General features: G+C 60.3%; 18 protein-coding genes and 1 pseudogene. 2 read left to right on the forward strand and 17 right to left on the reverse strand.

The window, feature by feature from the left end; genetic code table 11:
- Nucleotides 1–326 precede the first annotated feature (326 nt).
- Nucleotides 327–1,706 carry an FAD/NAD(P)-binding protein gene (locus ACA373_RS02975; protein WP_370733984.1) on the forward strand — a complete coding sequence of 460 codons (1,380 nt, stop codon included), beginning with the start codon at nucleotides 327–329 and terminating at the stop codon, nucleotides 1,704–1,706.
- Nucleotides 1,707–1,818: 112 nt separating this feature from the next.
- Here ACA373_RS02975 and ACA373_RS02980 read toward each other — a convergent pair whose 3' ends face one another.
- Complete coding sequence (locus tag ACA373_RS02980) at nucleotides 1,819–2,982, reverse strand: MFS transporter (RefSeq protein WP_370733985.1); 1,164 nt, start codon at nucleotides 2,980–2,982, stop codon at nucleotides 1,819–1,821.
- A 30-nt stretch (nucleotides 2,983–3,012) separates the two neighbouring features.
- Nucleotides 3,013–3,798, reverse strand: a complete 786-nt coding sequence (locus ACA373_RS02985; RefSeq protein ID WP_370733986.1) for an inositol monophosphatase family protein — start codon at nucleotides 3,796–3,798, stop codon at nucleotides 3,013–3,015.
- Nucleotides 3,799–3,896: 98 nt separating this feature from the next.
- Here ACA373_RS02985 and ACA373_RS02990 point away from each other — a divergent pair, with 98 nt between their 5' ends.
- Nucleotides 3,897–4,667 (forward strand): DeoR/GlpR family DNA-binding transcription regulator, encoded by a 771-nt coding sequence (locus tag ACA373_RS02990; RefSeq protein WP_253454371.1) that lies wholly within the window; start codon nucleotides 3,897–3,899, stop codon nucleotides 4,665–4,667.
- Here the strand turns inward: ACA373_RS02990 and ACA373_RS02995 are convergent.
- The 15 genes and pseudogenes from ACA373_RS02995 to ydgT form a co-directional block, all read right to left on the reverse strand.
- Nucleotides 4,649–4,696, reverse strand: a pseudogene (locus tag ACA373_RS02995) (hypothetical protein); the annotation flags it as partial. The gene ACA373_RS02990 and the pseudogene ACA373_RS02995 overlap by 19 nt on opposite strands.
- Entirely contained in the window at nucleotides 4,693–5,697 is a 1,005-nt protein-coding gene (locus tag ACA373_RS03000; RefSeq protein WP_301253439.1) for a substrate-binding domain-containing protein, read from the reverse strand. The pseudogene ACA373_RS02995 and the gene ACA373_RS03000, both read right to left, overlap by 4 nt.
- A gap of 28 nt (nucleotides 5,698–5,725) precedes the next feature.
- A complete protein-coding gene (locus ACA373_RS03005) occupies nucleotides 5,726–7,126 on the reverse strand; it encodes a sucrose-6-phosphate hydrolase (RefSeq protein WP_370733987.1) in 1,401 nt (466 codons plus the stop codon).
- Nucleotides 7,123–8,496 carry a sucrose-specific PTS transporter subunit IIBC gene (locus ACA373_RS03010; protein WP_370733988.1) on the reverse strand — a complete coding sequence of 458 codons (1,374 nt, stop codon included), beginning with the start codon at nucleotides 8,494–8,496 and terminating at the stop codon, nucleotides 7,123–7,125. Before ACA373_RS03010 ends, ACA373_RS03005 begins: the two co-directional genes overlap by 4 nt.
- 23 nt (nucleotides 8,497–8,519) lie before the next feature.
- Nucleotides 8,520–10,127: a carbohydrate porin gene (locus ACA373_RS03015; RefSeq protein ID WP_253454367.1), complete on the reverse strand. Its 1,608-nt coding sequence runs from the start codon at nucleotides 10,125–10,127 to the stop codon at nucleotides 8,520–8,522.
- A 90-nt stretch (nucleotides 10,128–10,217) separates the two neighbouring features.
- On the reverse strand, nucleotides 10,218–11,159 hold the full coding sequence (locus tag ACA373_RS03020; RefSeq protein WP_370733989.1) for an aminoimidazole riboside kinase: 942 nt from the start codon (nucleotides 11,157–11,159) through the stop codon (nucleotides 10,218–10,220).
- Nucleotides 11,160–11,441: 282 nt separating this feature from the next.
- Nucleotides 11,442–11,732: a muconolactone Delta-isomerase gene (gene catC / locus ACA373_RS03025; RefSeq protein ID WP_253454365.1), complete on the reverse strand. Its 291-nt coding sequence runs from the start codon at nucleotides 11,730–11,732 to the stop codon at nucleotides 11,442–11,444.
- A gap of 54 nt (nucleotides 11,733–11,786) precedes the next feature.
- Nucleotides 11,787–12,422, reverse strand: coding sequence for an endonuclease III (gene nth, locus ACA373_RS03030; protein ID WP_253454364.1), 636 nt, complete (start codon nucleotides 12,420–12,422; stop codon nucleotides 11,787–11,789).
- Entirely contained in the window at nucleotides 12,419–13,114 is a 696-nt protein-coding gene (locus ACA373_RS03035; RefSeq protein ID WP_253454363.1) for an electron transport complex subunit E, read from the reverse strand. Before ACA373_RS03035 ends, nth begins: the two co-directional genes overlap by 4 nt.
- Nucleotides 13,107–13,736: an electron transport complex subunit RsxG gene (gene rsxG / locus ACA373_RS03040; protein WP_301253434.1), complete on the reverse strand. Its 630-nt coding sequence runs from the start codon at nucleotides 13,734–13,736 to the stop codon at nucleotides 13,107–13,109. The genes ACA373_RS03035 and rsxG overlap by 8 nt, the downstream gene beginning before the upstream one ends.
- On the reverse strand, nucleotides 13,736–14,797 hold the full coding sequence (gene rsxD, locus ACA373_RS03045; RefSeq protein ID WP_253454361.1) for an electron transport complex subunit RsxD: 1,062 nt from the start codon (nucleotides 14,795–14,797) through the stop codon (nucleotides 13,736–13,738). Before rsxD ends, rsxG begins: the two co-directional genes overlap by 1 nt.
- The gene (gene rsxC / locus ACA373_RS03050; RefSeq protein WP_370733990.1) at nucleotides 14,798–16,987 is read right to left on the reverse strand and encodes an electron transport complex subunit RsxC; all 2,190 of its coding nucleotides are present in this window, start codon (nucleotides 16,985–16,987) and stop codon (nucleotides 14,798–14,800) included.
- Nucleotides 16,980–17,555: an electron transport complex subunit RsxB gene (gene rsxB / locus ACA373_RS03055; protein WP_125290113.1), complete on the reverse strand. Its 576-nt coding sequence runs from the start codon at nucleotides 17,553–17,555 to the stop codon at nucleotides 16,980–16,982. The genes rsxC and rsxB overlap by 8 nt, the downstream gene beginning before the upstream one ends.
- Nucleotides 17,555–18,136 (reverse strand): electron transport complex subunit RsxA, encoded by a 582-nt coding sequence (gene rsxA, locus ACA373_RS03060; RefSeq protein ID WP_034914646.1) that lies wholly within the window; start codon nucleotides 18,134–18,136, stop codon nucleotides 17,555–17,557. The genes rsxB and rsxA overlap by 1 nt, the downstream gene beginning before the upstream one ends.
- Nucleotides 18,137–18,490: 354 nt before the next feature.
- Nucleotides 18,491–18,706, reverse strand: a complete 216-nt coding sequence (gene ydgT / locus ACA373_RS03065; protein WP_125290112.1) for a transcription modulator YdgT — start codon at nucleotides 18,704–18,706, stop codon at nucleotides 18,491–18,493.
- Between the last annotated feature and the right edge of the window lie 61 nt (nucleotides 18,707–18,767).

Consider the following 18,767-nt stretch of genomic DNA (forward strand, 5'->3'; position numbering starts at 1 on the left):
ATTGCCTGATTGCCTGATTGCCTGATTGCCTGATTACCTGATTACCTGATTACCTGCTTGCCTGAGTACCTGAGTACCTGAGTACCTGCCTGAACGCCAGACGGCCCTGAACACGTAGCTGTTTGCACGGCCTTACTCTCCGCTTTTCATCATAGAACCAGACGACCGCCGCGCCGCGTGCTTTCTGGTCGTGGTTGGTTATCCTGTCTATAGTGTGCTTCATGCAGGCCTTTTCTTCTTATATCGGCAACGTCTGCCCGTACTGGTAGGCAAAGCCATAACGTTAGCGAAGGCAGCTCCTGAAACCTCTTTGACCGGGACAGCGCATGGCTGAGCGACATATTGTAATTATTGGCGGCGGATTTACCGGCACAACGCTGGCTATCCATCTTGCCCGCCTGGGCGAGGCGGGCTTAGCGGTAACGGTGATTGAACCGCGCGCGCAGCCGGGACAGGGTGTCGCCTACAGCACCCCGGATCCGGCGCACCGTATCAATGTCCCCGCCGCCCGAATGCAGCTCTCCGCAGCGGAAGAAGGGGATTTTGCGCGCTGGTATCAGCAGTGCAGCGCTGACCGACAGGATCCTGCCGCTCACTGGCATGACGGCAAAGTCTATCCGCAGCGTGGCTGGTTCGGCGCTTACGTGGCGGAACAGTTTCGCCTGACGGCCCAATCCTGCGTCAGGCTGACGCACTGTCAGGACCGGGCCGTGGCGCTGCGTGACGGGCTGGTTACTACGGCTTCCGGCAAAACATTTCGGGCGGATGAGGTGGTGCTGGCCATCAGCCATCCGCCGCCCGCCGTGCCGCAAAGCGTACAGCAGGCGCTAGGCGGGCATCCGGGGCTGATCGCCAATCCCTGGCATCCGCAGGCGCTGGCAGCGGTCGGCGTAAACGAGCGGGTGGTCATTATGGGCACGGGCCTGACCATGGCCGATATGGTCGCTTCGCTTGCCGCGCGGGGGCACCGTGGCCCGGTCACGGCCTTTTCAAGGCGGGGCCAGCTGCCGCGCGACAACGTCAGCGGCGACTATGCGCCCCGATTGCTTGATTATCGGCAGGCGCCCGCCACCGCGCGCGGCTGGCTGCGGCGGGTGCGTCAGGAAGTGGCTCAGGCTGCGGCAGAAGGCCAGCCCTGGCAGCTGGTGCTGGACGACATTCGCGCGCACGCGCAGCAGATCTGGCAGCAATTGCCGCTAAGGGAGCAGCGCCGCTTTCTGCGTCATTTACGATCCTGGTGGGATGTGCATCGCTACCGCATTGCGCCGCAGGTCAGCCAGGCCTTGCAAACCTGGCAACGCAGCGGCCAGCTGCGCGTGTTGGCAGCAAGGCTGGCCGGGGTTGGGGCGCAGGGAGAACAAATCGCGCTGAGGCTGGGGCCGCGCAAAGGCGCGGAAGTCTGTCTTATCGCAGACAAACTGATCGTCACCACCGGCCCGGCACATAATGCGCTGCTGACCAGCGACAGGCTGCTTAGCCAGCTGGCGGAAGAGGGCATAATCCAGGCCGATCCGCTGGCGCTGGGCATCCTGGTCGACGCGCAGTCGCGCACCCTGAATCGTCAGGGCACGGCCAATGCGCACCTGCACGTGGTCGGGCCAGCGGCGCGCGGACGCTTTGGCGAACTGATGGGCCTGCCGCAGGTGGCGGAACATGCCGAAGCGGTGGCCCGTCAGCTGGTTGGTGCCGCGCCGTTAACGCCGTGACGGGGCTGCGTTTCGCCGTCGCGGGCTGAACGGAAGGCACCGTTAACGCTGTTCCACTCGCGGCTGCGCTTTACCGTCGGGGGCTTAGCGAGAGGCACCGACAGCATAGCTGCTACATGCGCACGCGGCGGGAAAGCGCCACCACCAGCAGCATCAGCACCGTAACCATGATAAAGGCTACCGGCAGCGAGCTAAGGTGAGCGACAAAGCCAATGGTGGCAGGCCCGGCCAGCACGCCGATATAGCCCAGCGTGGTGACGGCCGGGACGGCGGCGGCCTGCGGCATGCTTTTTTGCCTGCCGATAGCGGTGAACATCACCGGCACGATATTGGCGCAGCCGATGCCGATCAGCATATAGCCCACCAGCGCAACGTGCCAGGAGGGGACGATCACCGGCAGCGCCAGCCCGACGGCGGCGGTCAGCGCGCCCAGGATCACAACTTTTTCGCGGCCGAAACGCGCCACGATGCGGTCGCCGGTCAGCCTGCCCACGGTCATCGCGGTAGCGAAGCAGGCAAAGCCTAAGCCGCCCAGCGTGTCCGGCATATCGCGGTGTTCGGTCAGGAATACCGCACTCCAGTCCAGCACCGTGCCTTCTGCCAGGAACACGGCAAAACAGATCGCGCCAATGGTCAGCACGGCGCCGTGCGGCAGGGCGAAGGCCGGGCCTTCCGGCGGGTTAGCGTAGGTCAGCAGGCCGCGAAAGCTGTAACCCAGCAGCAGCAGCGAAACCACGGCGGCCGCCAGGCTGGCGGCAAAGGGCGACAGTCCACTCGCCATCAGGCCGCTGACCGCACCCGCGCCCGCAATGCCGCCCAGGCTGTAAAAGCCGTGGAAGCCGGACATCATCGGCTTAGGCGCCGCTTTTTCCACCAGGATCGCCTGCACGTTCATCGCGCAGTCGGTGGTGCCCACGCCCATGCCGAACACCAGCAGCGCCAGCGCCAGCAGTACAGGGCTGGGGATCACCGAGAGCAAGGGCAGCATCAGGCAGAAGGCCAGCGTGGCAACGGTCATCACCGCCCGGCAGCCAAAACGCGTGGTGAGATGGCCTGTCAGCGGCATCGCCACCAGCGCCCCCACGCCCAGGCAGAGCAGCAGCATTCCCAGCGTGCCGTCGTTGACGCCGGTATTCATTTTGGCGAAGGGCACCAGCGCGGACCAGCCAGCGGTGGCGAAACCCGCCACAAAAAACATGGCTCGCGTGGCGTTCTGCTCGCGTCTTGCGGGCGTTTCTGCGGCGGACTGGTGCAGCGTGTCGACATGGTCAGGCATGAGCGGTGATACTCCGGGTTAAATTAAGCGTCAGTTTAAGATAGACAAAATTTGCGAGTGCAGGCGAGGGCTGCCGCTGGCGATAACCTGGCCGCCCTGTTCAGGCCGACCGCCATCCGGGGTAGTCACTACGCCGCCTGCCAGCTCAATCAGCGGGATCAGCGCCACAATGTCATAAGGCTGAAGGGCGAACTCAACGCAAACATCGATTTTACCGGCGGCCAGCATCGCCATGGCATAACATTCGCCGCCGTAACGGGTCATCAGCACGGCCTTATCCAGCGCGTCAAACTTCAGCGACGTCTGCCCCAGCGATTCCGGCGAGGTGGTATGTAAAATAGCCTGATCCAGCGGGATATCCCGGCGGGTTTGCAGGCGAACTTTGCCATAAGGGCCTTCAGCCCATGACTGTGAGCCGTCGGCATAAAAGCGTTCGCCGGTAAAGGGCTGGCTCATCATTCCCATCACCGCGCGGTCGTGATGCAGCAGGCCAATTAACGTGCCCCATACCGGCAGACCACAAAGAAAAGGCCGCGTGCCGTCTATGGGATCCAGCACCCAACAAGGCGCGCGCTCGTCGCCCGCTTTGAGGCCAAATTCTTCACCCATCACGGCATGCGTGGGATAGCGCTGCGCGATAAGATCCCGCATGGCTTTTTCCGCCTCGCGGTCGGCAAGGGTGACCGGATCGAAACGAAAACCATCTTTGGGCTTGGTGCTGATGGCAAGATTTTCACTGCTGCGAAAGCGCGGCAGCGTTTGCTGGTCGGCTGTGTCGGCCAGTTCATGCAGAAAATCGATATCAGGAAGCTTCATGCGGCGACTCCTTCGGGACGAGGGAAAGTTGACAACCTCTGAACGGATGATAGTGTATGCCGTATTGTGCGTTTTTTAAAGCTCGTTTAAGAGGTTTTATGCTCGATTATGCAGCTTTCCCGCAACAGCGGCAGTCCCTGATCCGTCAGGAGTTGCAAGAGAAGGGACGGGTAGTCTGCGCGACGCTGGCCGAGCAGCTGGGCGTTTCCGAACATACCGTACGCCGTGATCTACAGGAGCTGGCGCGCGAAGGGATTTGCAAAAAGGTGTATGGCGGCGCGGTCAGCGTGCTTGCCTCGCAGGGCGATCTGCTGGCGAGGACGGAAAAAAACGGTGCAGAAAAAGCGCGCCTAGGGCTGGCGTGTAGCCGTCTGGTTAAGCCGCAAAGCGTGATATTTATCGACGCAGGCTCTACCAACCTGGCTTTTGCCCGGGCGCTGCCGCCGGAAATGGCGCTGACGGTGGTCACCCATTCGCCCATTATCGCGGTGGAGCTGATGAAGCTGCCGCGCTGCGAGACGATCGTTATCGGCGGTCGGCTGCACACGGCAACGGGCGGCAGCCTGGGCATCACCGCCTTCTCCCAGATCCGCGACATTCGTTTCGACCAGCTTTTTTTGGGCGGCTGTGCGCTGGACAGCGAAGAGGGCTTAACGGGATTTGATTATGAAGACGTGGAGTTTAAAAAAGCGCTAACGGGCCGCAGCGATGAGATTATCGTCGCCATGACCAGGGAAAAAATTCCCGGCGTAGCGCGTTATACCGTGGTGGCCTGCGAGGCGCTTACGCAGCTGGTGGTCGAGGCGGATCTGCCGGCGGATACGCTGGCGGCCTTCAGGGAAAAAAATATCGCACTGGTGCATCCGTAGCTTGCCTGAGCATCCGAAGCAGCACCTATGGCGTTCGCCTTCTTACCCGGGCGGGCAGATAAATGTGCGGCGTTTCCGTCAGCTTGCCGTCAATCAGGCCGGTCAGCGTTTCAAAACAGCGCCAGGCCAGCTGGCGGTTATCCTGCATCACGGTATCGATTTTTACCGACAGCGCGTCGTAAAGGTAGTGATCGTCAAAGCTGCACAGCCTGACGGGCGCCGACAGTAAATGATGCTGGCTCAGGTAGCGCAGCACCCCTTCCTGCAGCCCGCAGGCGGCGCAGAACAGCGCCTGCGGCACGCGGCCCAGCCGCATAACCAGCTCGGCAAACATCTCGTAGCCCGAGCTGGCGTTGTAATGGCCGTGCAGGATCCATTCCGGTTGCACCGCCAGACCGGCCTGTTCCAGCCCCTGACGAAAACCGGCCAGGCGATCGCGCGTCGGCGAAATGCGCGGCTGGCCGCCAAAAAAGTAAAATTCCTCAACTTCCCTGGCGATCGGCTCGACCAGCGTCGCCGTGGAGATAATCGACTCAGAGATCACCAGCGGCAGCGTGGAGTCGCCCAGATGACGGTCAAACAGCAGCACCGGCAGCTGGCGGCTGAGCTGCTGATACTCGCTGTCGTTCAGCTGGCTGGAGGCGACGATCAGCCCGTCGACCTGACGCTGGATCAGATTATTGACCGCCAGCGTTTCCTGGCTGCTGTTTTCGTCGGTGCAGGCGATTAAGAGCTGTAAACCGGCGTCGCGGCACAGCGTTTCCAGCGCGTGAGAAAAGGTGGCGAAGCCGTGGTTGGTCATTTCCGGCACCACCAGCCCGATGGTATGGCTGCGCGAGTTGTTCAGCGCCCGCGCGTGAATACTGGGCTGATAGTGCGTCATCTGCGCGATCTCCATCACCCGCTGGCGGGTCGCTTCGGCCACGCGCAGCTCTTTGCCACGGCCGTTCAGCACCAGGCTGGCGGTGGATTTGGACACGCCAGCCAGGCTGGCGATATCGTTGATGGTCACGCGTTTCGGCTTATTCACAGGCATTCGTATCAGGGGAGTCAGCGCATTATACTACCATGCCTGAACGGAGTTGCCAGTAATCGACGGTCAGGCTGGCTTCGCCTTGCCACACCACTTCCGGCACGGCATTCGGGAAATAGCGTGCCGACATCACGCCTTCGCCATCGTTGATAAAAATCTCAATGCTGGAGCGATCGCAGAGAATTTGCAGGTGAGAAACCGCGCCCGTCCAGTAGCGATGTTCTGTCTCGCCGCTGCGCAGATTGCGGCGGCTCAGCGTCAGGCCGTCCTCGTTGCAGACCAGCGTCAGCGCCTCGCCGAAGCAGGCCGACCAGCTACCCCTCGAACCAATAACCAGCTCGGCGCGTTCAACCGGCAGCGTCGGCAAAGAGGCGGCCCGCTGCTGATAGCGCGACCGCTGCTGGCGCAGCTGCTGTAGCTCGCGCGCCGGACGCTGCATCAGCCGATCCTGCTCCAGCGTCAGCTCGCGCGGGCAGGTCATAATATGTATCCAGCCGCGGCCTACGGTCGGCTGCAACAGTTCTTCGGCGTCCGGCACGCCCATCCAGCCGATAAGCACTCTGCGCCCGTCATCGCTGAGCGTGGTTTGCGGCGCATAAAATTCAAAGCCGTGGTCCAGCTCGCAGAACTCGCCGTGCGGGAAGCGGGCCGCCGCGTAATCCAGCCTGCCGATAAAATAGCCGCTCTGGTGGGCGTTGAGCCATTTTCTCTGCTGCGCGGGCAGGCCCTGCGGGCAAACCAGCAGCACATCGCGATCGCCCAGCGCGAACAGGTCAGGGCATTCCCACATATAGCCAAAGTCGCCCAGGCCATTAAGCTGCGATCCGGCAATTTCACCCAGCAGCGTCCATTCATGCAGCGATTCGCTGCGATAAAGCAGCACTTTCCCTTGTTCTTTCAAATCCTGCGCGCCGAGCACCATATACCAGCTATCCTGATGGTGCCAGACTTTCGGGTCGCGCACGTGGCCGGTGTAGCCCGGCGGCAGCCCGATAACCGGGCCGGTTTTGGTCACGTCGCCCGCATCGTTCACCGTTGCCATGCACTGCCAGGCGGTGCGGCCCCCGGAAAATTTCACGTTGCCGGTATAAAACAGGGTCAGCGTGCCGTCGTGATCGACAGCCGAACCGGAATAGCAGCCGTGGCTTTCATACGTTTCGGCCGGGGCCAGCGCCAGCGGCTCATGCTGCCAGTCCAGCAGGTTAGCCGAGCGCCAGTGGCCCCAATATTTGGCGCCGTGCGCGCAGGCCAGCGGATTCCACTGATAAAAAAGATGCCATTCACCCTGAAACTGAATAAAGCCGTTGGGATCGTTCATCAGGCCGGTCTGCGGCGAAAGGTGCCAGGCGGGACGATGCGGATCTTCGCTGGCGTTCCTGTTCATCACCGCCTTAAGCGCGCGATTGATCAGCTGTGCTTCGCTCATGCTTTGTCCTCAACGTTGTATTTCAGCAGCAGGGAAAGAATAAAAGCGGTGCCGAAGGCCAGCGCCATGCCGATGATATAAGAAACCAGCGAGCTGGCCTGCACGATAGCCATGCCAGGCAGCGCGGTCAGGCCGACGGCGGTCATGCCCACGTGCATCAGCACCACAAAAGCGCCGCCGACCGCGCCGCCGACGATCCCGGCGATAAAGGGCTTCATAAAGCGCAGGTTCACGCCAAAAATAGCCGCTTCCGTAATGCCTAACAGCCCGGAGAGCGCGGAGGGAAGCACGATGCTGCGGATCTTCACGTCGCGGGTTTTAAACCATACGGCCAGACAGGCACCCGCCTGCGCGATGTTAGCCATCGACCAGATCGGCAGCAAAAAGTTGACGCCGATGGCGGGATTGCCCAACAGGCCCGCTTCGATAGCGTGGAAGCTGTGATGCACGCCGGAAATAACAATCACTGAGTAAAGCCCGCCGAACAGCAGCCCGGCCAGCCAGCCCGTGTGGGCGATCAGCGTGCTCAGCACCAGCGAAATGCCGTCGCCCAGCGCGCGGCCTGCCGGGCCAATCACCAGCATGGCGACGAAACCGGCGATAATTACCGTTAAAAACGGCGTCAGGATAATATCCAGCGCGTTGGGAATGATTTTCCGCAGCCGCTTCTCAACCAGGCTCATAAACCATACCGCCAGCAGCACCGGGAACACCGTGCCCTGATAACCGACCATCGCGATATCCAGGCCAAAGAAGTTCATGGTCTGTACGCCGCCCGCCACTCCCCAGGCGTTGGTCAGCGCCGGATGGGTGAGGATGCCGCCGAGCGTCGCGCCCAGGTAAGGGTTGCCGCCGAATTCGCGGGCGGCGGTAAAGCCAATCAGGATCGGCAAAATAATAAACGCGGCGGAGCTGAACATATCCAGCATAATGAACAGCGCGCTGCCTGCATCGACCCAGCCGTAGGTTTTCATCATGCCGAGCAGGCCCATCAGCACGCCGGAGGCGACGATGGCCGGGATAATCGGCACAAAAATATTGGAAAGCAGCCGCGCGATGCGCTGGGCGGGATTGAGCTTGCGGGCCGCGACGGAAGCCGCCTCGCTTTTGCTTGATTCGCCAATCCCGGCGGTCTGGATAAAGGCGGCGTGCACCTTATTCACAATGCCGCTGCCGAAAATCACCTGCATCTGTCCGGCGTTCTGGAAGCAGCCTTTTACGCCTTCCAGCTCGCCGATCGCTTTTTTATCCGCCAGGCTGTCGTCTACCAGCACCAGCCTTAAGCGGGTGGCGCAGTGGGCGGCAGAAGCGATGTTTTCCCGGCCGCCGAGCAGCGGCAGCAGCTGGCGGGCAATCTGTTCAAAATTCATGTGTTTCCCCTGAAAGTGGTCGATCAGAACCAGGTTTCCATCTGGACGCCGAAGTTCCATTCACCGCCGGCGGTAAAGCCGCTGGTACCAAAAGCGTCGTCGCTGGCGTAGCGATCTAACGCGTTATCCCAGTCCATCCAGCTGGCAAAGAAGCGAATTTCCGGACGGCTGAGGAAGTTGCCGATATCGCCAGGCTTAAAGGTGGGCGCAAAAGTCAGCTTGTAGAAGCCGCCGCTGACGTTCTGACGGCTTTTGAATCCCTGAGGATCGAGATCCATGTACTGATAGCTGCCCTCGTAAGCCAGCATAAAGTTTTCGTTGATGCTCTGAAGCAGGCGGGCGTTAGCGGTCACCCAGCGGTAGCTGTCGCCGGCAACGTAGCGATCTTTGCTCTGCTGCGCGAGCAGGGCCGGGGCCAGGCTCCAGGTTTGGTTTAGCGGGGTCATGCCGTAAGAGGCCAGACGCCAGGTGCTGGCGCTGTCGGTCAGGTTGCCGTCGGAGCCGATGCCTTTTACCTCGGCGCCTAAGCCGTGCCCGTAAAGCAGCGCCGTTTTCGACTGGCCGTCGCGCAGGCCGTAAAAGCTGTCGCCGTGCCAGGCGAGCATGGCGTGAACGCCGCTGTCGCCTGCGTTATCGCTACGCACGGCGGTGTTGACGCGCTCATCGTTATCTTTGGCGCGCAGGCCGCTGAGCATAAACTGCAGCGGCCCGCTGAAGGTGTTGGCGGTCACAATGTAGTTCTGAATGGTGTTATCGATAGTTTCGATATCGCCAAAGTTGCGGCCGTAGACGGAAAGGTTGCTTTTCACGCCGTCCGCCCAGCGCACGTCATAAATCCCGCCGCCCGTTCCGGCCAGAAACACCACGTCAGAATCCAGCCAGTGAATATCGAAATTGTCGCGATCGAAGCGTTTCCCGGCCCACAGCGTGCTGTCAGCAAACATGCCTTTAAAGGTCGGCAGGCTGCCCAGTTCAACAAAGGCCTGGCGGATATTGAGATCGCTGCTGTCCGCCGTCCAGTCGTTATAGTCGCTCTGGCCGTCCGCCAGCATGACCTTAAAGCGGGTGGTCGCGCCGTTAGCCAGCTGCGTTTTGTGCTCCATGTTAATTTCAACATAGGTATTGTTTTCGTTGCCCAGACGGCCGACCGCGCCGCCGGTTTCGCCTGCTGGCGTCAGGTAAGGGCCGCTTTTGGTCGAAGAAGCTGAATCGTTCATAATCAGGCCTGAGCGGGCATAGGCATGAAACTCGAAACCGTCCGCCAGCGTTTTCTCCGCCGGTCTGACCGCCTGCGGCTGGTCGGCAGGCGACGGCGCAACCGGCGGCTGCGGGCCAGCTACGACGGCAGGCGCCTGCGCCGAGCCTTGACGAATAGCGGGTGGGGTCTGAGGCGTGTGCGCATCGGATGCCGTCGCGGGAATGGCGGCTGCCGGAGCGGTCTGCGCCAGACGCTGTTCGGCCAGGCGGGCGCGGCGTTCAGCCTCATCGGCACGCCGCTCCGCTTTTTGCAGCCTCGCCTCCAGCTGGTTAAGGCGTCGTTCAACGGCGCTGAGATCGCTGTCGGCCTGGCTTGTTTGAGGAAGAAACAGCGCTGCCGTGACCGCCAGCGCAACAGGGTTTATTTTTAACATCCGCCATTCTCCAGAGAATTTACCGTTTAGCTAAACCGGTTCGATAAGGAGAGTAGAGAACAGCGACGAGCGTGACAAAGGATTTTGTTGTTACGATTTCGTTATTGTGACGGGCCTGGCATTTTGCAGCTGGCTCGCATAGGGCAGCGCGGTCATTGCCCCTTTAGCGGTGGTGGCCAGCGCGCCGCACTGCTGAGCCAGCCCGACGGCCGCCTCAAGATCGCGAGGGCGTAAAGGATCCGCTTCGCGCATCAGTCCTGCCAGCAAACCTGCAACAAAAGCGTCGCCTGCGCCCGTGGTATCAACAGGCTGCACCTTCGAGGCGCTAAACCGACGCTGTTCGCCTTCATGCCAGACGATAACGCCTTCTTCGCCCAGGGTAATCAGCAGCAGGGCGGGACGGAAGCGGGCGGTGAACAAGGCCAGCGCGGCCTCGGTTTCCTGCTCGCCGGTCAGCAGCTGTAGCTCATCCAGCGACAGTTTAACCACATCCGCCAGCGCGAAAGCCCGATCGACCACCTGACACATTTCCTGATGGTCGTGCCAGAAATCTTCCCGCAGATTGGGATCGAAGCTGACCCAGCCTCCGGCGGCGTGAATACGCTCAACGGCGGCGAACACCGCGCTGCGTGAAGGTTCGGCGCTGAGGGCTATTGAGCAGAAGTGTAGCGCCTGGCCTGCCGCAAAATCGGGCAGGTCGTCCGGCGTTAAGAAAAGATCGGCCGCCGGGCGCACCATAAAAGTGAAGGTTCGTTCGCCCTGATTATCCAGACCCACCACCACGGTAGAGGTACGCTGTTGCGGGAGCTGGCGCATAAAATCCGTGTTAACCTTTTCCTGAAGCAGGACGTCCTGCAAAAATGCGCCAAAGGGATCGTCGCCTACGCGGCCGATAAAGCCGCTGTCGCCGCCCAGACGAGCCACGCCTACCGCCACGTTGGCGGGCGCGCCGCCAGGGCACTGTTGCAAATGATTATTTTCCTCCGGCAGCAGATCGACTACCGCATCGCCTAAAACCCAGACTCTGTTCATTACGCCTCCTGTGAATGTAAGCTTAAAGCTAAACCGCTTTAGCGATAATAACAACTGCCCAACCGTCAGAGAGCGGAAATTGGGCAAACGAGGAGAAGCGCTAAAGCAGGCGGCAAGAAGATGGCCGGAGACGAAATCACGTCGTTGGCGGTCGTCTTATTCGTCTGGCAGCAGAATGCTGATGCCTGGTTATGTAGGACGTTTGCGGTCGTGCTGGCTGACAGGCGCCAGGGGATTATGAGCGGGGCGTTGGCGGTCGTCTTCCCTGACGACGCGGGATGATTAGCTGTCGTCATCCCGAATGGAGGACGGATGGCGGCACAGCGGCTCAATAGCCATGGTCATATAAGGGTAGAGCGGCAGGCCGGTAAGCAGCTCGTGCAGCTCGTCATGGCTTTCCACATCGAAAATGCTGACGTTTTTGAACTGGCCGGCCACACGCCAGACGTGACGCCATTTACCGGAGCGCTGCAGCTGTTGCGCATAGGCTTTTTCCTGCGCTTTGATTTCCGTAACGCGCTCGGCCGGCAGCGAGTCGGGGATAGCAATGGTCATTTCCACTTTAAACAGCATACCTTTTTCTCCTTAATCTCAGTAAATTGCCGGGTATTTTATCCGGCAAAAGGATCAGATATCGGTTTTCTCGCCGTACTCGCAAAGATCCTCAATCAGGCAGGAGCCGCAGCGCGGTTTGCGGGCAATGCAGGTGTAGCGGCCGTGCAGGATCAGCCAGTGGTGACAGTCTACTTTGAACTCTTTTGGCACCACTTTTAGCAGCTTTTCTTCTACCTGCTCAACGTTCTTCCCCGGCGCGAATTTCGTGCGGTTGCAGACGCGAAAGATATGGGTATCCACGGCAATGGTCGGCCAGCCGAAAGCGGTATTCAGCACCACGTTCGCCGTTTTGCGGCCCACGCCCGGCAGCGCTTCCAGCGCCTCGCGGCTTTCCGGCACTTCGCCGCCGTGCTGCTCCAGCAAAATACGGCAGGTTTTAATGACGTTCTCCGCCTTGCTGTTAAACAGGCCGATGGTCTTGATATAGGCTTTGACGCCGTCGACGCCCAGCTCCAGCATGGCGGCGGGCGTATTGGCAACCGGATAGAGCTTTGCGGTCGCCTTGTTAACGCTGACGTCGGTGGCCTGCGCCGAGAGCAGCACGGCGATCAGCAGTTCAAAAGGCGTAGTGAAAACCAGTTCCGTAGTGGGATGCGGATTGTTATCACGCAGCCGCACTAAAATTTGCTGACGTTTATCCTTGTTCACAGCGTGCTCGGTGCTCCTTTCGGCAGGCTGGCTTCTGCCGCCCTGCGGGCCGCACGGGCCTTCATCTTGTTATCAATCAGGTATTTCGCGGCCAGCAGCATCCCCAGGCCGATAAACGCGCCCGGCGGCAGCATCGCCAGCAGCATTGGCGAATCAAAATGCACAACCTGCACGCGCAGCACTTTCGCCCACGGGCCAAGCAGCTGATCGGCGCCGTTGAAAATGGTGCCGTTACCGATGATTTCACGCAGCGAGCCCAGCACGAACATCACGCTGGTGGCGCCCAGGCCAATGGCCATGCCGTCCAGCGCGGCCAGCGGCACGCTGCTGCGCGAGGCGACCGCTTCGGCGCGGCCCACCACGATACAGTTGGTGACGATCAGCGGAATAAAGATGCCTAACGACTGATAAAGCCCGTAGGCATAGGCGTTGATCAGCATCTGCACGCAGCTCACCACGGCAGCGATAATCATCACGTAAATCGGAATACGGATATCGGACGGCACCCAGCGGCGCGAGGCGGAAATCGCGCTGTTGGTGCAGGTCAGCACCAGCGTGGTGGCCAGGCCGAGGCCCAGCGCATTGGTGGCGGTAGAGGTGACCGCCAGCAGCGGACACAGGCCCAGCAGCTGAACCAGCGCCGAGTTATTTTTCCACAGCCCGCCGATCAGCAGGGTTTTGGCTTCACTCATTGGAGTCTCCACAGGTTGGCAGCGAGGCAAGCTGCCCCGGCAACGTTTCAACAAATAGCGTAGTGCGTTTTGTCGCATTCACTACCGCGCGCGGTGTGATGGTGGCGCCGGTAAACTGATCGAAATCGCCGCCGTCTTTTTTCACCGCAAAATGCTTATCATCTTTACCACTCAGCCTGACGCCGCTGAAGCTTTCAATCCAGTTAGAGATGCGCAGCTCTATTTTATCCCCCAGGCCCGGCGTTTCATGGTGTTCCACCACGCGCACGCCCAGTACTTTTCCGTTGAAGTCCGCGCCGACCAGCATCTGAATGGCACCAGAATAACCGTCGGGCGCGGTAGTCTCAACCGCTGCCGCCACCGGCCGGTCATCTTTGCGCGCCAGGTACAGGCGGTGTACACCGCTGCCCAGCGCCGGATTAGTGACGCTGTAACACTCCTGCTGAATCGGATTATTATACAGCTCCGGCGGCACCACCTGATCCAGCAGGCTTTTTTGCTGTAGCGTGGTCTGGTGGTCAATAGTCGGTTTGGTCACGCTGTTGATCACTGCGGTCAGACCGGTAGTGACAGCGGCGAACAGCGCCAGCGTCACGCCATTTTTACGAATCGCATCCAGCATTACTTTTCCTTACGATGGCCGTAAACGCGCGGCTGCGTGTAATAGTCGATCAGCGGCACGGTGATATTCGCCAGCAGCACGGCAAACGCCACGCCGTCAGGATAGCCGCCAAAGCTGCGGATAAGCCACACCAGCAGGCCAATCAGCACGCCGTAAAGCAGGCGGCCTTTATTGGTGGTCGAGGCCGTGACCGGGTCGGTGGCGATAAAAAAGGCGCCGAGCATGGTTGCACCGGAGAAAAGGTGGATCGCAGGCGATACCAGGCTTTCAGGCGAAAAGAACCAGCCGAGGGTGGAGAAGAGCGCCAGCGACAGCAGCATACTGGCCGGGATATGCCAGCGAATGCTGTTGGTGAGCAGCAGAAACAGACCGCCGACCAGATAGCCGATATTTACCCACTGCCAGCCCAGGCCGGCAATAACGCCGCTGTAAATGGGCAGGGCATGCAGCTGCTCCGCGCTGTGTCCGGCGCGCAGGCCGGTTTTAAAGGTATCCAGCGGCGTCGCCTGGCTGACGCCGTCTACGCCGATTTGCAGCTGCTGCATAGTGTGGCCATCAAGCGTCGACCCGTGAAAAATCATCTGCAGCGTGTCCCAAAAGGTGGGCGTGACCGACTGCAAAGCGTCCGGCGGTAGCCAGCTGGTCATCTGCACCGGAAAGGAGATCAGCAGCACCACATAGCCCACCATGGCGGGGTTGAAAGGATTCTGTCCCAGGCCGCCATACAGCTGTTTGGAGATCACCACGGCGAAGAGGGTGCCGATAATTATCACCCACCACGGCGCCAGCGGCGGAATACTGATCGCCAGCAGCAGCGCGGTCAGCAGTGCGGAATTATCGCCCAGCGTTTTGCCTAACGGCTGCTTGCGCAGCTTAAGAATGGCGGCTTCGGCACCGATGCCCGCCGCCGCGGCAATCGCGATTTGAATGAGGGTGCCCCAGCCGAAAAACCAGCACTGAGCCGCGATGCCGGGCAGGGTAGCCACCAGCACCAGCAGCATAATGGTGCTGGTGCTGCGGCGATTATGGGTGTAAGGCGAACTAGCGATGCGAAAAGCCATTTAATCCTCTTGCGTAGAATGCTGCGCCTTACGCGCTTTAACGCGAGCGATGGCCGCCGCCACTGCCGCTTTGCGGGGATCGTCATGTTCTGACGAAGGGATAGTCGTCGCCTGCGCGACCTGTTCCGCCGTTGTGGCCGCCTGCTGCTCTTCGACTCTCTGCTCGATATCGTCCGCAGCGGCTGCTTTCGCGGCCGCCGCTTTCTTCGCTTTGGCGCGGGCAATTGCGGCCTCAACGGCTGCCTTGCGCGGATCGACCTGTGCGGCTTCCGGCTGTTCGCTTACCTGTACGGATTGCTGTTCAGCTGCCTGCACGGGCTGGCTTTCGGTCGTCTGCACGGCGTCGTCAGCAGACGCTTTCGCGGCCGCCGCTTTCTTCGCTTTGGCGCGAGCAACTGCCGCCTCAACCGCTGCCTTGCGCGGATCGACCGGTGCGGCGGCTGCCTGAACGGGTTGCGCCTGGGCTGCCGCTTCGCCTTCCGTCGTCGCTTTTTTCGCTTTGGCACGCGCGATAGCCGCTTCGACCGCTGCCTTACGCGGATCGCCTGCCTGACGCGTTGCCGGCTCGGTCTCGGACTGCTTTTCAGCCTGCTGCGCGCGCGCCTGCGCTTTCCGCGCTTCACGCTGCGCTACGGCCGCCGCAGTTTCCGCAGCCAATGCGTCTTCGCTGGTTGTCGTCTGCTTCGCTTTCACCCGCTCCAGCGCCGCTTCGACCTCGCCGCGATCCCGCTGGCTAACGGTGCGTTTTGCCTGCTGATGACGGTTTTCACGCGCCAGCTTTTCACGTTCCAGACGGGCCTGGCGTGCTTCAAAGCGCGCTTTTGCCTGCGCGGTGCGCTCCGCTTCCAGATCGATAGCGCGGATCTCCGCTTTTTCCTGGCGGTAATACTGCACCAGCGGAATATTGCTGGGGCAGACATAGGCGCAGGCGCCGCACTCAATGCAGTCGTCAATATTGTGCTCGCGCGCCTTATCGTGGTCGCCGCCCCGGCTGTACCAGTAAAGCTGCTGCGGCAGCAGGGCCGCCGGGCAGGCGTCCGCACAGGCGCTACAGCGAATGCAGGATTTTTCCTCTTCGCTATCGCCCATCTCGCTGGCGGAAGGGGCCAGGATGCAGTTGGTGATTTTCACCACCGGCACGTCCAGCGTCGGCAGCGTAAAGCCCATCAGCGGGCCGCCCATCACCACCATCTGGCCGGGGCCTGGCGTAAAGTCGGCCTGCTGTAACAGATGACTGATGGGCGTGCCGATGCGTCCCCAGACGTTGCCTGGGCGCTTAACTGCTTCACCGGTCAGGGTCACTACGCGCTCGGTTAGCGGTTCGCCGTCGATAATGGCGCGTTTAACCGCCCAGGCGGTGCCGACGTTCTGCATCAGCACGCCGATATCGGTGGAGCGGCCGCCGTGCGGCACCTCCAGCCCGGTCAGAATTTTAGTGAGCTGCTTAGCGCCACCGGAAGGATATTTGGTCGGGATAACCCGGATCTGCATATCCGTCGCGCCGCCCAGCGCTTTTTTCAGCGCGGCGATCGCTTCCGGCTTATTGTCTTCGATGCCGATCAGCACGCGCTCGGCCTGCAAGACCCAGCCCAGGATGCGGCTGCCTTCGATGACCTCGTCCGCGCAGTCCTGCATCAGACGGTCATCGGCGGTGATGTAGGGTTCGCACTCGGCCGCATTGATAATCAACGTTTTTACGCCGCGCAGCCCGCCTCTCAGCTTGGTAGCGGTAGGAAAGCCCGCGCCGCCAAGCCCGGCCACGCCGGCCTGATGAATACGCTCGACTATCGCCGCGCGCTCATGCTGGCGATAGTCGGCCAGTGGATTTTTTTCAATCCAGCGATCTTCGCCGTCCGGCGTGATAAAAATGCACATTTCCGCCAGCGCGGAAGGGTGCGCCGTCATATGAGGCGCAATATCGTCCACGGTGCCCGAAGTCGGCGCGTGTACCGGCAGCATCCGACCACGGCCAAACGTCAACGGCTGACCGCGCAGCACTTTATCACCCGGCTTCACCAGCATTTCGCCCTCGTGGCCGATATGCTGCTTAAGAGGAATAATAAAGTGGGAAGGCAGCAGCAGCTGGCGCAGCGGTGTGCGGCTGGACTGGGTTTTCATTTCTGGCGGATGAATACCGCCCTGAAAATCCCACAGCTTCTCTTTTTTAAACAGCTTGAACAGGTTACGCATGGCTTTCCACAGAAATGACTTTGACCGGGATAGTTTGCAGATCCCACTTCCAGTTTGCCGTTGTGGTGGCGACCGGACGCATCTCGATGCAGTCAGTCGGGCAGGGCGCGACGCAGAGATCGCAGCCCGTGCAGACATCGCTCAGCACGGTATGCATGGCGCGCGTGGCGCCGACGATGGCATCGACAGGGCAGGCCTGGATGCATTTGGTGCAGCCGATACAGTTTGCTTCGTCAATCCACGCGACTTTGCGCTCGGGTTCCCGCGCCGCTTCGTCGCCCAGCGGCTGTGGCTCGACGTTCAGCAGCGCGGCCAGCTTGAGCATGGTCTGTTCGCCGCCGGGCGCGCACTTGTTGATCTGTTCGCCGTTGTTGCCTACCGCATCCGCATAGGGGCGACAGCCGGGATAGCCGCACTGTCCGCACTGGCTTTGCGGCAAAATAGCGTCGATCTGCTCGACGATAGGATCTTCTTCAACTTTAAATCGGCGCGAGGCATAGCCCAGCAGGCCGCCGAAAATCAGGCCCAGCACGCTTAATACCGCCACCGCAATCCATACTGCACTCATCAGAATTTCACCAGACCGCTAAAGCCCATAAATGCCAGCGCCATCAGACCTGCGGTCACCAGCGCGATAGAGGAGCCTTTAAAAGGCGCAGGCACGTCGGCCAGCACCAGCCGCTCGCGGATACCGGCAAACAGCACCATCACCAGCGAAAAGCCGATCGAGGCGCTGAAGCCGTACAGCGCGGCCTGTAAAAAGGTATGGTTCAGGTTGACGCTCAGCAGCGGCACGCCAAGCACCGCGCAGTTAGTGGTAATCAGCGGCAGAAAAATGCCCAGCAGCCTGTAGAGATCCGGGCTGGTTTTACGCACCACCATTTCGGTGAACTGTACCACTACCGCGATCACCAGGATATAGGCCATGGTGCGCAGATAAACCAGATCCAGCGGCAGCAGGATCAGATGATTCACCAGCCATGCGCAGATCGAGGCCAGGGTGATCACAAAAGTCGTGGCGAGTCCCATGCCAATCGCCGTTTCCAGTTTTTTGGAAACGCCCATAAAGGGACAGAGGCCGAGAAACTTCACCAGGACGAAGTTATTCACCAGCACTGTGCCAATAAAAAGAAGCAGGTAGTCGGTCATTTTTACGCCTGAGAAAAAATAAAAGCGGCTTATTATCGGTCATTCGCGGCCGGACAACAACATCAGCGCGCCGTAGAGCAGCAACGACCGCACGGAGGATTAAATTATCGCCTGTTTTTTCGACACCGAATGCGCCAGAAAGCGTGATTAAAGCGTGCAGTATAGCGGAAGGTGGCAGGCCGACCGTCAACGTAGCCTGTCAGAGATAAAAAAAACCGGGCGTTGCTCAGGCGAGCGGCAACGGCAGCCCGCCTTGATACAGGTTCAGGTTATAAAAACGCTGAGGATGGTACAGCGCGCCCGCGGGGGGAAGAGCTGCAGACTGGAGCAGGTAACAGGATCAGAACGGAAAACCTAAACGACATAATGCCAGACGGATTTGGGTACGCAGCCGAGATCGAACAGACGTCCACCCGAAGCCAGTTCAGCACGACGATGATCGGCGGCGCGATACATATCCATAATCTCTTTATTATCGGTCAGAGAATAGTTGAGATGATCAAACAGCTTCTCCAGGGTATCCGGAGAGCTTACTTTACGAAATTTTAACAGATAGTCTTGAACTGTCATGGTTGCCGTTATGATAAGAAATGAGGAGTTTTAAGTATATGACCAGGCAAGGGGCTGTCTA

This window comes from Erwinia sp. STN24 (genome assembly GCF_041320675.1).
GTDB classification, from domain to species: Bacteria; Pseudomonadota; Gammaproteobacteria; order Enterobacterales; family Enterobacteriaceae; genus Erwinia; species Erwinia aeris.

Excerpts from the sequence above, each read along its gene's own strand:
- ACA373_RS02985 (WP_370733986.1), bottom strand. The coding sequence starts at position 3,798 with ATGAAGCTTCCTGATATCGATTTTCTGCATGAACTGGCCGACACAGCC.
- ACA373_RS02990 (WP_253454371.1), top strand. The coding sequence starts at position 3,897 with ATGCTCGATTATGCAGCTTTCCCGCAACAGCGGCAGTCCCTGATCCGT.
- rsxA (WP_034914646.1), bottom strand. The coding sequence starts at position 18,136 with ATGACCGACTACCTGCTTCTTTTTATTGGCACAGTGCTGGTGAATAAC.
- rsxD (WP_253454361.1), bottom strand. The coding sequence starts at position 14,797 with ATGGCTTTTCGCATCGCTAGTTCGCCTTACACCCATAATCGCCGCAGC.
- ACA373_RS02980 (WP_370733985.1), bottom strand. The coding sequence starts at position 2,982 with ATGCCTGACCATGTCGACACGCTGCACCAGTCCGCCGCAGAAACGCCC.
- ACA373_RS03010 (WP_370733988.1), bottom strand. The coding sequence starts at position 8,496 with ATGAATTTTGAACAGATTGCCCGCCAGCTGCTGCCGCTGCTCGGCGGC.
- ACA373_RS03020 (WP_370733989.1), bottom strand. The coding sequence starts at position 11,159 with ATGAACAGAGTCTGGGTTTTAGGCGATGCGGTAGTCGATCTGCTGCCG.
- rsxG (WP_301253434.1), bottom strand. The coding sequence starts at position 13,736 with ATGCTGGATGCGATTCGTAAAAATGGCGTGACGCTGGCGCTGTTCGCC.
- ACA373_RS03015 (WP_253454367.1), bottom strand. The coding sequence starts at position 10,127 with ATGTTAAAAATAAACCCTGTTGCGCTGGCGGTCACGGCAGCGCTGTTT.
- rsxC (WP_370733990.1), bottom strand. The coding sequence starts at position 16,987 with ATGCGTAACCTGTTCAAGCTGTTTAAAAAAGAGAAGCTGTGGGATTTT.
- ydgT (WP_125290112.1), bottom strand. The coding sequence starts at position 18,706 with ATGACAGTTCAAGACTATCTGTTAAAATTTCGTAAAGTAAGCTCTCCG.
- rsxB (WP_125290113.1), bottom strand. The coding sequence starts at position 17,555 with ATGAGTGCAGTATGGATTGCGGTGGCGGTATTAAGCGTGCTGGGCCTG.
- ACA373_RS03005 (WP_370733987.1), bottom strand. The coding sequence starts at position 7,126 with ATGAGCGAAGCACAGCTGATCAATCGCGCGCTTAAGGCGGTGATGAAC.
- catC (WP_253454365.1), bottom strand. The coding sequence starts at position 11,732 with ATGCTGTTTAAAGTGGAAATGACCATTGCTATCCCCGACTCGCTGCCG.
- ACA373_RS02975 (WP_370733984.1), top strand. The coding sequence starts at position 327 with ATGGCTGAGCGACATATTGTAATTATTGGCGGCGGATTTACCGGCACA.
- ACA373_RS03035 (WP_253454363.1), bottom strand. The coding sequence starts at position 13,114 with ATGAGTGAAGCCAAAACCCTGCTGATCGGCGGGCTGTGGAAAAATAAC.